12 protein-coding genes are annotated in these 14,474 nt (G+C 71.0%); 6 read left to right on the top strand and 6 right to left on the bottom strand.

The window, feature by feature from the left end; translation table 11 throughout:
* Positions 1–38 precede the first annotated feature (38 nt).
* From OG623_RS01560 to OG623_RS01575, 4 genes are all read right to left on the bottom strand, one after another.
* Positions 39–899, bottom strand: a complete 861-nt coding sequence (locus OG623_RS01560) for an amidohydrolase family protein (protein WP_406143564.1) — start codon at positions 897–899, stop codon at positions 39–41.
* A gap of 1 nt (position 900) precedes the next feature.
* The gene (locus OG623_RS01565) at positions 901–1,869 is read right to left on the bottom strand and encodes an aldo/keto reductase (RefSeq protein WP_406143566.1); all 969 of its coding nucleotides are present in this window, start codon (positions 1,867–1,869) and stop codon (positions 901–903) included.
* Between the two features lie 93 nt (positions 1,870–1,962).
* A complete protein-coding gene (locus OG623_RS01570; protein WP_406143568.1) occupies positions 1,963–3,321 on the bottom strand; it encodes a wax ester/triacylglycerol synthase family O-acyltransferase in 1,359 nt (452 codons plus the stop codon).
* A 120-nt stretch (positions 3,322–3,441) separates the two neighbouring features.
* Entirely contained in the window at positions 3,442–5,508 is a 2,067-nt protein-coding gene (locus tag OG623_RS01575; RefSeq protein ID WP_406143570.1) for a SpoIIE family protein phosphatase, read from the bottom strand.
* 164 nt (positions 5,509–5,672) lie between these two features.
* On the opposite strand from OG623_RS01575, the gene OG623_RS01580 reads away from it, so the two are divergent.
* Positions 5,673–7,124 carry a lipase maturation factor family protein gene (locus OG623_RS01580; protein WP_406151628.1) on the top strand — a complete coding sequence of 484 codons (1,452 nt, stop codon included), beginning with the start codon at positions 5,673–5,675 and terminating at the stop codon, positions 7,122–7,124.
* 27 nt (positions 7,125–7,151) lie between these two features.
* On the opposite strand, the gene OG623_RS01585 is transcribed toward OG623_RS01580, so the two are convergent.
* Together OG623_RS01585 and OG623_RS01590 are read right to left on the bottom strand one after the other, a co-directional pair.
* On the bottom strand, positions 7,152–7,325 hold the full coding sequence (locus tag OG623_RS01585; RefSeq protein ID WP_406143572.1) for a hypothetical protein: 174 nt from the start codon (positions 7,323–7,325) through the stop codon (positions 7,152–7,154).
* Positions 7,326–7,609: 284 nt separating this feature from the next.
* A complete protein-coding gene (locus tag OG623_RS01590; RefSeq protein ID WP_406143573.1) occupies positions 7,610–9,100 on the bottom strand; it encodes an SDR family NAD(P)-dependent oxidoreductase in 1,491 nt (496 codons plus the stop codon).
* 302 nt (positions 9,101–9,402) lie between these two features.
* On the opposite strand from OG623_RS01590, the gene OG623_RS01595 reads away from it, so the two are divergent.
* From OG623_RS01595 to OG623_RS01615, 5 genes are all read left to right on the top strand, one after another.
* A complete protein-coding gene (locus OG623_RS01595; RefSeq protein WP_406143574.1) occupies positions 9,403–10,299 on the top strand; it encodes an RNA polymerase sigma factor SigF in 897 nt (298 codons plus the stop codon).
* Between the two features lie 121 nt (positions 10,300–10,420).
* Complete coding sequence (locus OG623_RS01600) at positions 10,421–11,680, top strand: PP2C family protein-serine/threonine phosphatase (protein WP_406143575.1); 1,260 nt, start codon at positions 10,421–10,423, stop codon at positions 11,678–11,680.
* A complete protein-coding gene (locus tag OG623_RS01605) occupies positions 11,677–13,302 on the top strand; it encodes an ATP-binding protein (protein ID WP_406143576.1) in 1,626 nt (541 codons plus the stop codon). The genes OG623_RS01600 and OG623_RS01605 overlap by 4 nt, the downstream gene beginning before the upstream one ends.
* The gene (locus tag OG623_RS01610; RefSeq protein WP_406143578.1) at positions 13,299–13,742 is read left to right on the top strand and encodes a response regulator; all 444 of its coding nucleotides are present in this window, start codon (positions 13,299–13,301) and stop codon (positions 13,740–13,742) included. Before OG623_RS01605 ends, OG623_RS01610 begins: the two co-directional genes overlap by 4 nt.
* A 99-nt stretch (positions 13,743–13,841) precedes the next feature.
* Positions 13,842–14,297 carry an ATP-binding protein gene (locus OG623_RS01615; RefSeq protein ID WP_406143580.1) on the top strand — a complete coding sequence of 152 codons (456 nt, stop codon included), beginning with the start codon at positions 13,842–13,844 and terminating at the stop codon, positions 14,295–14,297.
* The last annotated feature ends 177 nt before the right edge of the window (positions 14,298–14,474 follow it).

The raw sequence follows: 14,474 nt of genomic DNA on the forward strand, positions 1-14,474 counted from the left end.
AACGGCCTCGTCCGTGCCCACCGGTGTACGGCACGCGTTCAGCCGGCGGGCAGCTTGTAGACCCGCTGCGCGGTGCCCGCGAAGACGGCCCGCCGCGCGTCGGGCCCGAGCGTGCCGGTCAGCTCGCGTGCCGCGTCCAGGACCTCGGTGTAGCCGGCGGCCAGCCGGCACACGGGCCAGTCCGAGCCGAACATCAGCCGGCCGGGTCCGAAGGCCTCGATGAGGATGTCCGTGTAGGGACGCAGGTCCTCGACGGTCCAGGACCTCGGGTCCGCCTCGGTGACCAGGCCGGAGAGCTTGCAGACGGTGTTGGGCAGCGCGGCGAGCGCCCGCAGACGGCCGGCCCATGGACGGGTCGCGTGCCGCGCCACGGGCGGTTTGCCCGCGTGGTCGAGTACGAAGGTGAGCTCGGGCAGCAGCGCGGCGGCGCGGGCTGCCGCGGGCAGTTGGTGGGGCAGGACGATCAGGTCGTAGACGAGTCCTGCGGCGGCGACGGCCCGCAGCCCACGCAGGACGTCGGGGCGCAGCAGCCACTCCGGGTCCTCCTCGCCCTGGACCTGGTGACGGATCCCGACGAGCCGCCCGCCGCCGGGCAGGGCGCGAAGGGCGGCGAGGGTGTCGGCGATGTCCGGCGCGGTGAGGTCGCTCCAGCCGACGACGCCCGCGACGAGCGTGCCGCGGTCGGCGAGCGCGAGGAGTTCGGGGGTCTCGTCGGCGACGGTGACCGTCTGGACGAGCACGGTGGCGACGACCCCGGCGGCCCGTGCCTCGGGCTCCAGGTCGGCGAGGGTGAAGGTGCGGCGGATGGGGGCGAGTTCCTCGCCGGTGATCCAGTCCTGGTCGCGCACCGAGAGGTCCCACACATGGTGGTGGGCGTCGACGACCGGCAGGGGTGTCATGTCACAGCAGCCCTTCCGCGCGCAGGTCGTCCCAGAGCGCGTCCGGTATCGGTGTGCGCAGCCGCGCCGCCGCGTCCCTCGCCTCGTCCGGCGAGCGCATCCCGACGAGGGCCCCGGCGACGGCGGGGTGGCGCAGCGGGAAGTGCAGGGCGGCGGCGCGCAGCGGAACGCCGTGCCCCTCGGTGACGGCCCTGATGCGTACGGCCCGCTCCAGGAGGGGCGCGGGGGCCGTCGCGTAGTCGTACATCGCGCCGGGGCGCGGGTCGACGAGCAGCCCGGAGTTGAAGACACCTCCGACCACGACGCTGCGGCCCCGGGCGAGAGCCTCGGGCAACAGGGTGTCGAGGGCGCTCCGGTCGAGCAGGGTGAAGCGGCCGGCGCAGAGAACGGCGTCCACGTCGGTCTCGCGCAGGAAGCGGGTGAGCATCGCGGTCTGGTTCATGCCGGCTCCGATGGCGCCGACCATGCCCTCGGCGCGGAGCCTCTCCAGCGCCGGGTAACCCTCGCGGAACGCGGCTTCCCCGTGGTCGTCGGGGTCGTGCAGATGGACGATGTCGACCCGGTCGAGGCCGAGGCGTTCGAGGCTGTCCTCGACGCTGCGGCGGATGCCGTCGGCGCTGAAGTCCCAGCGGCGCCCGTGGGTGTGCGGCACGGCGTATCCCTCGGACAGTCCGTGCAGGCCCGCCGCCTGGGCCGGGGGCAGCGGGTCGAGCAGGCGGCCCGCTTTCGTGGACACCGTGTAGGCGTCCCGGGGCCGGTCGCGCAGGGCCTCGCCGAGGCGTCGTTCGGAGAGTCCGAGGCCGTAGTGCGGCGCGGTGTCGAAGTGGCGGACGCCCTCGTCCCAGGCGGCGTCGACTGCGGCGGCGGCCTGCCCGGGATCGACCTCGGTGAAGAGATTGCCGATGGCCGCCGCGCCGAAGCCGAGTTCGGTGATCTCGACCGTGCTGGTTCCGAGTCTGGTGCGCCGCATGCCCTGCCGCCCTCGCCGGTGATCCCTGATGGTCCGTAAAGGGACTATTCATCGGATCAATCGACCGCGTCAACAGGTCGGACGGATCGGCGCTCACGCCGGTGCGGGCACCGTGGGGACGAGTGTGTGCAGGTCGTCCAGCTCCTCACGGACCGCGCGGGCCAACTGGTCCAGATCGGGCAACGCCTTACCGTCGGCCACCAGTCCGACCTGTACCCCTCCGCCGTACGTCGTCAGGGCGACCGCCAAGGACTGCCCGCGTGCCAGCGGCGCCATGGGGTAGAGGGCGCGCAGCGGGCAGCCGGCGAGCGAGAGCGCCGAGCGGGGCAGGGGCACGCTGGTGACCAGGACGTCGAAGAGCATCCGGGCCGCGTTCCCCGCCAGCGGCGCTCCGAACCGGTGGGCCAGCGCGGGCAGCTGGTCGGCCAGTACGGCGACGGCACCGGCCCCGCGCAGCGGTCCCGCCGCCTTGTTGCGGTCCATGCCCGTCCGTACGAGGCGCAGACGCTCCCGAGGGTCGGGTTCGCCGACGGGCAGCCCGAGCAGATACGCGGAGAGCCTGTTCCCGGTGGCGCCGCCGCCGGGACGCCGCCGGGAGACGGGGACCAGGGCACGGGGGTCGGCGCCGGGGAGCGGCTCGCCGCGTTCGAGCATCCAGCGGCGCAGCGCACCGGCGACCACGGCGAGCAGGACGTCGTTGGCCGTACCTCCCACGGTGCGCCGGATCCGCTGAACCGTTTCGGCGTCCAGCTCGGCGGTGGCCATCCTGCGTGTGCCGCTGGAGCGCGCGGTCAGCGCCGTGCCCGCGCGCAGGTCGAGGCGGCTGGCGCGTACGACGGAAGCACCGACCCCCAACGCCCGGCGCACCTCCCCGAGGCGGTCCATCGCCATCCCCGCGGCCTCGTAGGGTCCGGGCAGCCAGGACCGGGGCGGCACGGGCTTCCGGCGGCGCACCGTGCCACGGCCCGCGCCGGCGGAGGCGATCTGGTCGAAGATCCCGGCTCCGATGGCGACGGCCCGCATCCCGTCGGCGAGCGCGTGGTGCAGCTTCACGAGTACGGCGAACGGGCCGTCGCCCGGGCTGTCGAGGAGGAACATCTGCCAGGGCGGCAGGCCCCGCCCGAGCGGTCGCTCCATGAGCTCTCCGGCGAGCCGGGTCGCCTCCGTCATGAAGTCGCCCTCGGGGAGCACCACCCGTGTGACATGCCGCTGCACGTCGAAGTCCTTGTCGGTGAACCAGGCCGCACCGCCGACCGGCAGCAGTACGTCGCGCACCCGCATCCGCAGCCGGGGAATCGCCGCCGCGCGGGCTCCGAGCAGCTCCAGCAGGTCCTGCGGGACCACGCCGGGTACCGGGTCGAAGACGGCGAGCGCGCCGAGGTGCATCGGGTGGGCGTCTGATTCGAGGTGCCAGAACGCCAGATCAAGGGGTGCCAGGAGCTCGGTACTCAACGGGGCCTCGCGTCGTCGACAGCGGAACGGCGGGATCGCAGTCAATCCCGCACGGTCGGTTACGGTCAAGTACGGACATGTTACGTACTGTTACAGTCTCGCGCTGTCGCGGTGGCCGCGCTACCGGCGCTCCGGGATGCGGAACTCGCACCACACGCACTTGCCGTTGCCCCGGGACTCCACCCCCCAGATGTCGGCCATCCGGTCGACGAGCATGAGCCCGCGGCCCGATACGCCCGACTCCCCCGCGTCCCGGCGGCGCGGCAGCGCACTGGAGCGGTCCTCGACGTCGACCCTGAGGCGGCGATCGGGTCCGGTGAGCATCCGGATGGTGACGATGGCACCGCCGTCGGTGTGCATCAGCGCGTTGGTGATCAGCTCGTCGGCCGCGAGCTCGACCTCGTCCGCACGGCCCTTGGCGCCCCAGGCGCGCACCGCCGCCCTGATCATGTGGCGGGCGGACGTCAGCGCCTCCGGGTCGTTCTGCGCGACATGCTGCTGGAGCCGGCCGCCCGGATGCGGCGCGTGGGCCGCGTTGCGGCGCAGCAGCAGCAGCGCCATGTCGTCCCCGCCGCCACGCTCGTCGACGACCTCGCAGAGCCGGTCGGCCAGGTTCTGGAGGTCCTGCGGACCCTCGCGGACCGTGGAGGTCAGCAGCCGCATGCCTTCGTCGAGGTCGGTGCCGGGCAGCTCCACCATCCCGTCGGTGTAGAGGATCATCGTCTGGCCCGGGTCCAGGTCGACGGTGCTGACCGGGTATTCGAGCTGCCCGAACTCCGCGGAGAGGCCCAGCGGCATGCCACCGTCGACCGGGAGCTTGCGGCAGCTCCCGTCGACGTCCCGAAGGACCGGATCGACGTGCCCCGCCCTGACCAGCTGCACCACCCCGGTGGTCAGATCGGCTTCGGCGTAGGTACAGGTCGCGAAGCGGTCGGTGTCGAGCTCATGGAGGAAGACCGAGGCCCTGGCCATGACCGTGGGCGGGCTGTGCCCCTCGGCCGCGTAGGCGCGCAGCACGATCCGAAGCTGCCCCATGACGGCCGCCGCGTGCGTGTCGTGCCCCTGTACGTCGCCGATGACGGCGCCGACCCGGCCTCCGGGCAGCGGGATGATGTCGTACCAGTCGCCGCCGATGTCCTGTCCGAGCCGCGCCGAGCGGTAGCGGACGGCGACCTGCGCCCCGGCCACCTCCGGGATCCGGCGCGGCAGCATCGCCTGCTGGAGCCCTTCGGCGAGGTCGTGCTCCTGTTCGTAGAGCATGGCCCGCTGGAGGCTCTGGGCGATCGAGCTGCCGAGGGCGACCAGCAGGTTCCGCTCGTCCCCGGTGAAGCCGGCCTTGTTGCCGTAGAGGAGACCCAGCGCGCCGATCGGGCGCGCCTGGGCGATGAGCGGCATGTAGGCGGCTGCGGTGATGCCGAGGTGGCTGATGTGCGGCCACAGGATGGGGTACGAGGCCGCGAAGTCCTCGGGCGTCTCGATGAAACGGGGTGTGAGCGTACGGATGACCTCACTCATCGGGTAGGGCTCGTCCGTGCGGGTGTAGCGGGTGCCCTGCACGAACGCCCCCTCCGGCCCGTCCGCCACCAGATGGATGCGCCCGGACTCGAGGAGTCCCATGACGAGACTGGTGGCACCGAGGTCGGCCAGACCACGGGAGCTCTTCAGCACATCGGTGACGTCCTGGACCGTCCTGGCATGGGCCAGGGCCGCCGTGGTGCCCTCCACCAGGCTCGTACGACGCCGGCGCTCCTCGTCGACGGTCCGGCGGGCCGTGGACTCGGCCAGTTCCTGCGTGGCGTCACGGACGATCCCGATGATGCGGCGGGGCCGCCCGGTGCCGTCACGGCGGATGAACCCCTGGGTGTGGGTCCAGGACAGGGCGCCGTCGCGCTGCATCCTGCGGAAGTACGCGCCGTAGTTGCTGCGGCCGCTCTTGAGGGCCTGCGAGACCAGTGAGTCGAGCCGGGTCGCCTCGTCGGCGGGCACGCGCCGGGCGAGCCCCGCCGGCCGCCCGTCGTATTCGTCCGGGCGCAGATCGAACACTTCGAGCGCGGGCTCGTCCATGTGCATGAGGCCGCTGTCCAGATCCCAGTCGAAGCTGCCCATTCGGTTCAGGGCGAGGCTGAGGTCCGGGTGGGCGGGCCAGTCGTCCGGGAGTGACAGGGCACCCGCTACCCGATCATCCATGTGCCACACTCTGCCACCGTTTGTCCGATTCCTCGACCGAAATGCCCTTCATCTCCACCGTGAACACCGTCGAAGCGGCCCCTGGTACGCCCGACGGCTCGATCCTGCACCGCACCGGGCCGTGTCGGCCCTCCGCGGGCCCTGACCGGCGGATACTGGGAGCGATGGAGTGGTTCACCGCAGACGGCTACTGGCTGAGCAGGCTGGTCTTCCAGCGGGCGCTCGCCGGTGTCTATCTGGTGGCGTTCGTCGCCGCGGCGTTGCAGTTCAGGGCGCTGATCGGCTCCCACGGCATGCTCCCGGTGCCCGATCTCCTGCGGCGCACCCCGTGGCGGGCGGCGCCCGGCCTCTTCCGGCTGCACTACTCGGACCGCTTCTTCGCACTGGTCGCCTGGACGGGCATCGCGGTGTCGCTGGCGCTCCTGGCCGGCCTGGACGCCCATGTCCCGCTGGGGGCCGCGATGGCACTGTGGGCCGCCCCCTGGGTGCTGTACCTGTCGATCGTCCAGGTCGGCCAGGTCTGGTACGGCTTCGGCTGGGAGTCGCTCCTGCTGGAGACGGGCTTCCTCGCCGTGTTCCTCGGCAACGACAGCACGGGCGCCCCGGTACTGGTGCTGTGGCTGCTGCGCTGGCTGCTCTTCCGGGTGGAATTCGGCGCGGGACTCATCAAGATCCGCGGGGACGAGTGCTGGCGGCGGCTGACCTGTCTGGATTTCCACCATGAGACCCAGCCGATGCCGGGACCGCTGAGCTGGTTCTTCCACCGTCTCCCGAGGCCCGTGCACCGGGTGGAGACCGCCGCCAACCACGTCACCCAGCTCGCGGTGCCCTTCCTGCTGTTCACCCCGCAGCCGGTGGCGAGCGTCGCGGCCGGGCTGATGGTGCTCACCCAGCTGTGGCTGGTGCTGTCGGGGAACTTCGCCTGGCTGAACTGGCTGACGATCACCCTGGCCCTCGCCGCGGTCGACTGGTCACCGGTCGCAGGACCGCCACCCGCGCAGCAGGGGGCGCCCCTCTGGTACGAGGCGCTGGTCATCGCCGTCAGCGTCCTCGTCCTGGCCCTCAGCTACCGCCCGGCCCGCAATCTGGTCTCCCGCCGGCAGGCGATGAACCGCTCCTTCGACCCGCTGCACCTGGTCAACACCTACGGAGCCTTCGGGAGCATCAGCAGGATGCGGCTGGAGGTGGTCGTCGAGGGGACCGCCGATGCCGTGATCCACGAGGGGAGCCGCTGGCTCGAGTACGGCTTCCGGGGCAAGCCGGGTGATCCGCGCCGGCTGCCGCGCCAGTTCGCCCCGTACCATCTGCGGCTGGACTGGATGATGTGGTTCGCGGCGCTCTCCCCCGCCTACGCACGCTCCTGGTTCGAGCCGTTCGTCGAACGGCTGCTGCGGGGCGACCGCGACACCCTGCGGCTGTTGGGCCGCAACCCGTTTCCCGACGGCCCGCCCGCCCACATCAGGGCGAGGGTCTTCCACTACAGGTACACGGACCCGCAGGAGCTGCGAGCCACCGGATGCTGGTGGGACCGCACCTATGTACGGGATTTCATGAGGCCGGTGGCCAGGCCCGTGAACGCGTCGCCGCCCCCGTCCGGGGGCGGCGGCGGGAGCTGAGGCGCCGTTCGAACAGACAGGCCTGGATCAGTCGATTCCGGGCAGGATGTGCGGCTCGGCGAGGTCGTCCTCGTAGCCGGCCAGCCTGATCGGTGCCGACCTCGCCCAGACCTCGATGTTCCGGAGTTTCTCGGGCCCATGGCCCTGCTCTCCGGCCGGCTCGGTCCGGCGCGTCTCGGTCTTCGTCATGTCTGGTGTCACCGCGGACTCCTTAGTGTCGCGTAACCCCGGGGCGGTGGCGACGCTGCGGCTGATGAGAACCGTGTCGACCGCCCTCTGCGGGGCAGGGGCAGAAACAGTTCGGTCGCGGTGGCGCCGTTACGGGGTGGGACGGCAGACTGCTTACAGACCTGTCCCAGGACGGCCGAGGAAGCTTCGTGGATCCCTTGGTGGCGTCCGTTCACCTCAGACTAACCAAATGAGCGCTGTCCCGCTCGACAGAACGTGTGGCCTGGGTCACTTTCAGCCAACGGAAAGAGCCGCGGTCACCAGGCGGCGGGGGCGTAGTCCTTCAGGAAGCAGCCGTAGAGCTCCTCGCCCGCCTCGCCGCGGACGATCGGGTCGTAGACCCGGGCGGCGCCGTCGACGAGGTCCAGGGGAGCGTGAAAACCCTCCTCCGCGAGACGGATCTTGTCGGGGTGCGGACGCTCGTCGGTGATCCAGCCGGTGTCGACGGCCGTCATGAAGATGCGGTCCTTCTCGAACATCTCCTGGGCGCTGGTGCGGGTCAGCATGTTCAGCGCGGCCTTGGCCATGTTGGTGTGCGGGTGCCCCGCGCCCTTGTAACCGCGGCCGAACACGCCCTCCATCGCGGAGACGTTCACCACGTAGGCACGCTCGGACGCGGTCCTGGACATCGCGGGGCGCAGCCGGCTGATCAGGATGAAGGGTGCCGTGGAGTTGCAGAGCTGGACCTCGAGGAGCTCGATCGGCTCGACCTCCTCGACGGTCTGGATCCAGCTGTTCGTGTCGTGCAGGTCGGGGACGAGCCCGCCTGCGTCGATGGCGGTGCCCGCGGCGATACGGGCGGGCGAGGCGGACCCCGTCACCAGGGCGAGATCCGTGACGTCCTGAGCGCTCAGGCCCTGCCCCTCCTTGCGGGCGGCGGGCAGCGCGGCGACCCGGTCGACGGTGCCGCTGCCGAAGGTGCCGATGACCTCGGCCGCCGGGAGCTCACCCGCGGGCAGCGGGGAGGACTCGGCGGCGAGCAGCTCGCTGTAGGCCCCCGGCGAGCGGCGGACGGTCTGCGCGGCGTTGTTGATCAGGATGTCGAGCGGCCCCTCGGCGGCCACCGAATCGGCGAGCGCGACGACCTGGGCGGGGTCACGCAGGTCGATACCGACGATCTTCAGCCGGTGGATCCATTCGTCGCTGTCCGGCATCGCCTTGAAGCGGCGGATGGCGTCGTTGGGGAAGCGGGTGGTGATGGTGGTGTGCGCGCCGTCGCGCAGCAGCCTCAGCGCGATGTACATGCCGATCTTGGCGCGGCCGCCGGTGAGCAGGGCGCGGCGTCCGGTGAGGTCGGCGCGCGCCTCGCGGCGGCCGCGGTTCTCCTTGGCGCACGGCGGGCAGAGCTGGTGGTAGAAGGCGTCCACCTCGACGTAGCGGGTCTTGCAGATGTAGCAGGACCTGGGGCGCTGGAGTATGCCCGCGATCTCGGCGGCGGCCGACGAGGACGGGAGTACGCCCTGCGTCTCGTCGTCGATGCGCTCGGCCGAGCCGGTCGCCGTGGCTTCGGTGACGGCCTTGTCGTGCGCGGTCTTGGCGGCGCGGCGCTCCTGGCGACGGCGCTGCTTCACCGTGCGATAGATGCCCGCGGTGGCCCTGCGTACGGCGATGGCGTCGGGGTGGTCCACCTCGATGGTGTCCAGCTCGTCGAGCACGCTCAGGCAGACGGCAAGCCGCTCCGGGTCGATACCGGGACCGAACGCGTCGACACCGGGAGCGAACTCCTGGCTGTCCTCTGTCACCGTCATGTGCCGTTCCTCTGTCACTCGTCGCTCGTGCCGCCGCCGGGGCTTCGGTGGGCAGTGGTCCGGCCGGGAGCCGACGAGGGCGGGCGCGCACGGGCGGAACGCCCCGGTCAAGTCTGCCATGAGCCGGACGTCGTCCGGTTCGGCGACGGAAGGCATCCAAACCCTCACACACCGTCACATTCAAGGGTGTCATTCGGCCTTGTCTTGCGTTTCCGGGAAAATCTTCGGCCGTCGGTGGCATTACTTCCGGTACTCCGGGCATGCGCCCCGTCAGTGCATCGGACACCAGGGAGGGTGACACCATGACGACCATGTCAGTGCGGACCACCGAAGCGATCGGCACGGCGGACACGCGGTGCGACGAGGCGGGGGCGGTTCCCGACGTGGCGGCGCTTCCCTGGATCGAGGACGCGGGCAAGGTGGCCCCGCAGGACGCGCGGACCATGTCGAAGCTCTTCTTCGACCGGCTCCAGGTCCTCGAGGAGGGGACCCACGAGTACCAGTACGCGCGCAACACGCTGATCGAGATGAACCTCTCGCTGGTGCGCTTCGCCGCCTCACGGTTCCGTAACAGGGGCGGCGACGACACCGAGGACATCATCCAGGTGGGCACGATCGGCCTGATCAAGGCCATCGACCGGTTCGACCTGTCGCGCGAGGTCGAGTTCGCGACCTTCGCGGTGCCCTACATCGTCGGCGAGATCAAGCGGTTCTTCCGCGACACGACCTGGTCCGTGCATGTGCCGCGGCGCCTGCAGGAGCTGCGGGTCGAGCTGGCCAAGGCCAAGGAGCAGCTGTCCGCCGAACTGGACCGTGACCCGACGGTCGCGGAGCTGGCCGCGCACCTGGATCTCCCGGAGGAGGAGATCATCGAGGGCCTCGTCGCCGCCAACGGCTACTCGGCGGGCTCGCTGGACACCCCGAGCGCCGACAGCGAATCGGGCAGCGACCAGCGGGCGTACGCCGATCTCCTGGGCGATGACGACCCGGGCATGGAGAACGTCGAGAATCTGCACACCCTGGCTCCGCTGCTGCGGCAGCTTGACGACCGGGAGCGGAAGATCGTCCGTATGCGCTTCGGGCAGGAGATGACCCAGGCACAGATCGGCGAGGAGCTGGGTGTTTCGCAGATGCATGTGTCGCGTCTGCTCAGCAGGATCGTCCAGCGTCTGCGCACGGGTATGAGCGTCGAGGTCTGACCCACGGCGCACACACGGAATCTTGGGGGCCCGGCTGCGTGCCGGGCCTCAGCCGTGTCACATATGCTTCCTGCCGATACGGCCGTGGGTGTCCCGTGCCGTCCGTCAAAGGGGGTGGAGTGTGGCCGACGCGCCGTTGGGCACCTCTGCGCGTGCGAAGCAGCCCGGCGTGTTCCCGGAACAGCAGAGGCCACCGGCCGGTGCCGACGCCTCCGTCTGGGACGTCGACGCGGCCCTGCTTCTGGTCGAGGACGACTCCGGGGACGCGCTCCTGGTCGAGGAGATGCTCACCGACAGCGAGCTGGACGCCCCGCTCACCTGGTGCAAGACACTGGCCGAGGCGCGACGGTTCCTGCTGGAGGCCCGTACGTCGGTCTGCGTCCTGCTGGACCTGCACCTGCCCGATGTGAACGGCCTCGACGCCGTCCGCCAGCTCGTCGAGTCCGCCCCCGACGCGGCCGTCATCGTGCTGACGGGCCTCGACGAGTCCGAGACGGGGCTGTCTTCGGTGGCGCAGGGCGCCCAGGACTACCTCGTCAAGGGCCGGATAGATCCGCATGTGCTGGGCCGCGCGGTCCGTTACGCCCTCCAGCGCAAGCACGCCGAGCGGTCGGCGGCCGCGATGCGCACCAGCCGTCTGATCGCCCAGGAGAACGCCCGTCTGGAGCGCGCCCTGCTGCCGATTCCGCTGCTGCGGGACGACAGCTTCCAGGTCGCGGCGCGCTACGAGGCCGGGCGCGCCCACGGGTTGCTGAGCGGCGACTTCTACGACGTGGTGCAGACCGCCGACGGCGCGGTGCACGCGGTGATCGGCGATGTGTCCGGGCACGGCGCCGCCGAGGCCGCCCTGGGGGTCTGTCTGCGGGTCGCCTGGCGCACGGCTGTGCTGACCGGTGTCACACAGCTGGAGAAGATCGGCCTGCTGGAGGGGATACTCGTCGCCGAGCGCTCCGATCCCCATGTGTTCGCCACCCTGACCTCGCTCGTCTTCCCGCCCGGCCGGGACAAGGTGCTCATCGCACGGGCCGGGCACCCCGGGCTGCTGACCCGGCGCGGCACGGACGTCGCCTGGGTGGAACCGGACGCGGGCATGGCCCTCGGGCTGCTCCCCGGCACCGGCCGCTGGACGACCACGGAGCTGGAGCTCTTCCCCGACAGCGAACTCGTCCTGTTCACCGACGGTCTGTTCGAGGGGCGTACGGGGCCCAGCACGCGGCTCGGCGAGGACGGTCTGCTGGCGATGGCCGGCAAGTACGGCGGGCTGGGACGCCGCGCGTTCGTCGACGCGCTGGTCGCCGAGGCCACCGAGAGCGCCGCCCCGTACGGCGGGCTCGCCGACGACGTCGCCGTCCTGCACCTGGGCTGGAAGGCGCGGGCATGAGCCCGGAGGAACCATCGGCCGGACGGCCCGGCCCGATAGCCCGCCTCTCGGTGCAGAACTGGGTGCATCTGATCCTGGCCGGCTTCGTGCTGGTGGTCTGCGGATGCCTGGTCGTGGGCGGACTCGTCCTGTCCCGTATCTCCGACCGCACCACCGATCTGGTGGACCGCATCCAGCCCGCCCGCTCGGCGTCGTTCCAGCTGCAGAACGCCCTCCTCGACCAGGAGGGCGGGGTACGCGGCTTCGCGCTCACCGGCGACACCTCCTTCCTCGCGCCCTACGAGGAGGGCATGCGGACCGAGCGGGAGCGGCTGTCCCGGGTGCGCGCACTGGTCCGGGGCGAGGAGCCGTACACCGGTGACCTGGACCGGCTGGCGCGCGCGTCCGAGCAGTGGCGAAGGATCAGGGCCGAACCCCTGATCGCGGCGGTGCGCACCGGCGGGCCCACGGTCGACACCGCGGCCCCGGTCCTGCGGAGCAAGGCGGAGTTCGACGCGATGCGCGCCCTGTACAGGGCCCAACAGGACCATCTGGACGACGCGCGCGACACGGCGCGCGCCGATCTGGGTGAGGCACGTGTAACCCGCGACCGGGTCCTCATCGCCCTGGTGATCGGCTTCGTGCTGGCCGTCGTGTCGCTGAGTCTGCTGCTGCACCGCATGGTGGGCCGCCCCCTGGCCTCGCTGACCGCGGCGTCCAACAAGGTGCGGTCGGGCGCCTTCACCAGCAGGATCGAGGTCCGCGGCCCGTCGGACGTCAGAGCGGTGGCCGCTGCGGCCGAGGACATGCGCCGGCGCCTGGCCGCCGAGCTGGCCGAGTCGAAGGAGCGGGAGACGCTGCTGGCCGAGCAGACCGCGGAGCTGCGCCGTTCCAACTCCGAACTGGAACAGTTCGCCTACGTGGCCTCGCACGACCTCCAGGAACCGCTGCGGAAGGTGGCGTCCTTCTGCCGGCTGCTGGACAAGCGCTACAGCACGGAGCTGGACGAACGAGGACGGCAGTACATCGACTTCGCGGTCGACGGCGCCAAGCGGATGCAGGTGCTCATCAACGACCTGCTGACCTTCTCCCGGGTGGGCCGCGTGCAGCAGGTCTGGAAGCCCGTGGACCTCGGCGCCGCCCTGGACCGCGCCCTGTCCAACCTCACCCTGGTCGTCGAGGAGTCCGAGACCGTCGTCGTACGCGAGGACCCGCTGCCCGAGCTGCTCGGTGACTCGACGTCGCTGACCATGGTGTGGCAGAACCTGATCGGCAACGCGGTCAAGTTCCGCCGGCCCGATGTGCCCTGCCGGATCACCGTCGGGTGCGTACGGGAGGACGGCGACTGGCATCTCACGGTCGCCGACAACGGCATCGGGATCGCGCCGGAGTTCGCCGACAAGGTGTTCGTCATCTTCCAGCGCCTGCACGCCCGTGACGAGTACGAGGGAACCGGGATCGGGCTCTCCCTCTGCCGCAAGATCATCGAGTTCCACGGTGGCCTGATCTGGCTGGACCCCGAGCCGGCCGAGGGCACACTGATCCACTTCACCCTGCCCGTACTCCCCGAGGCCCCCACACACACCACGGCGGAGCTCCTCGCCCCCGCCCCGCTCACCCCCCGGTCGGGAGACCACCTGTGAACGACGTCGTCCAGCCCATAGAGGTCCTGCTCGTCGAGGACGATCCCGGCGACGAGCTGATGACCCGTGAGGCCTTCGCGGACAACAAGATCCGCAACACCCTCCATGTCGTCCGCGACGGCCAGGAGGCGCTGGACTTCCTCTACCGCAAGGGCGAGCACACCGAGGCGCCGCGGCCCGATCTGGTCCTTCTCGATCTGAATCTGCCGAAGTACGACGGCCGGCAGGTCCTGGAGCGCATCAAGACCGACCCGGAACTGGCTCTGATCCCGGTCGTGGTGCTCACCACGTCCTCGGCCGAGGAGGACATCCTGCGCAGCTACAAACTGCACGCCAACGCCTACGTCACCAAGCCCGTGGACCTGGAGCAGTTCATCGGCGCGGTGCGCCAGATCGACGACTTCTTCGTGAGCGTGGTCCGGCTGCCTCCGCGTGCGTAAGATCTGAGGAGATCTCCCGGAGTGGGATCTCTCGGCGCGGGTAGACGAACGGCGAGAAGAGGTCGACGACCTCCCCTGCGGCGCCCCTGGCTGGAGCACATGAACGAACAGGCCACCTCCCGGCCGGACGACTCCTTGCCCGAGTCCACGTCCACGGAGGTTCTGCTCACCGCCGAGGTGTTCGACGGCGAGCCCGGATGCATCGCGCAGGCCCGTGCCCTCGCCGACCGCTTCCTCGCCCGGCTGGTGGCGGAGTGGCTGGCGGTCCTCCGCGAGCACACCCGCAGCGATCTGATGCTGGCGGTCAGCGAGCTCATCACCAACGCGGACCGCTACAGCCACGGTCCGTATCTGCTGGAGCTGGAGGGCGACGCCCGGCGGATCAGCGTCACCGTCTACGACAGCAGCACGGCGCTCCCGGTGCTCTACTCCCCCGACCCCGCCCGCCTCGGCGGTCACGGCATGGAGATCGTGGTCGCGCTCTGCGACCGACTCACGGCCGAGCGGGTGCCCGTCGGCAAACGCATCCGCGCCGAGTTCATGCTCAGCACCTGAGCGGACCGTCCCTTTTCGGACACCCGGTGCGGTCGGGCGGCGGCATGGCGTCACCTCCCCGGCGAACTTCTGAGCCCTCGGGCGAGGAGGTCTACCGTCGGAAGAGGGACCCTGGAGGGATGGACGTACTACTGGAGCAGTACGCCGAATCGCCGCCTCAGGGACGACGACGCGGCG

Source organism: Streptomyces sp. NBC_01012 (assembly GCF_045162755.1).
GTDB lineage: Bacteria > Actinomycetota > Actinomycetes > Streptomycetales > Streptomycetaceae > Streptomyces.

Bases quoted from the DNA above. Each gene is read 5' to 3' on its own strand.
- OG623_RS01560 (WP_406143564.1), bottom strand. From the start codon at position 899: ATGACACCCCTGCCGGTCGTCGACGCCCACCACCATGTGTGGGACCTC.
- OG623_RS01565 (WP_406143566.1), bottom strand. From the start codon at position 1,869: ATGCGGCGCACCAGACTCGGAACCAGCACGGTCGAGATCACCGAACTC.
- OG623_RS01575 (WP_406143570.1), bottom strand. From the start codon at position 5,508: ATGGATGATCGGGTAGCGGGTGCCCTGTCACTCCCGGACGACTGGCCC.
- OG623_RS01580 (WP_406151628.1), top strand. From the start codon at position 5,673: ATGGAGTGGTTCACCGCAGACGGCTACTGGCTGAGCAGGCTGGTCTTC.
- OG623_RS01590 (WP_406143573.1), bottom strand. From the start codon at position 9,100: ATGACGGTGACAGAGGACAGCCAGGAGTTCGCTCCCGGTGTCGACGCG.
- OG623_RS01595 (WP_406143574.1), top strand. From the start codon at position 9,403: ATGACGACCATGTCAGTGCGGACCACCGAAGCGATCGGCACGGCGGAC.
- OG623_RS01605 (WP_406143576.1), top strand. From the start codon at position 11,677: ATGAGCCCGGAGGAACCATCGGCCGGACGGCCCGGCCCGATAGCCCGC.
- OG623_RS01615 (WP_406143580.1), top strand. From the start codon at position 13,842: ATGAACGAACAGGCCACCTCCCGGCCGGACGACTCCTTGCCCGAGTCC.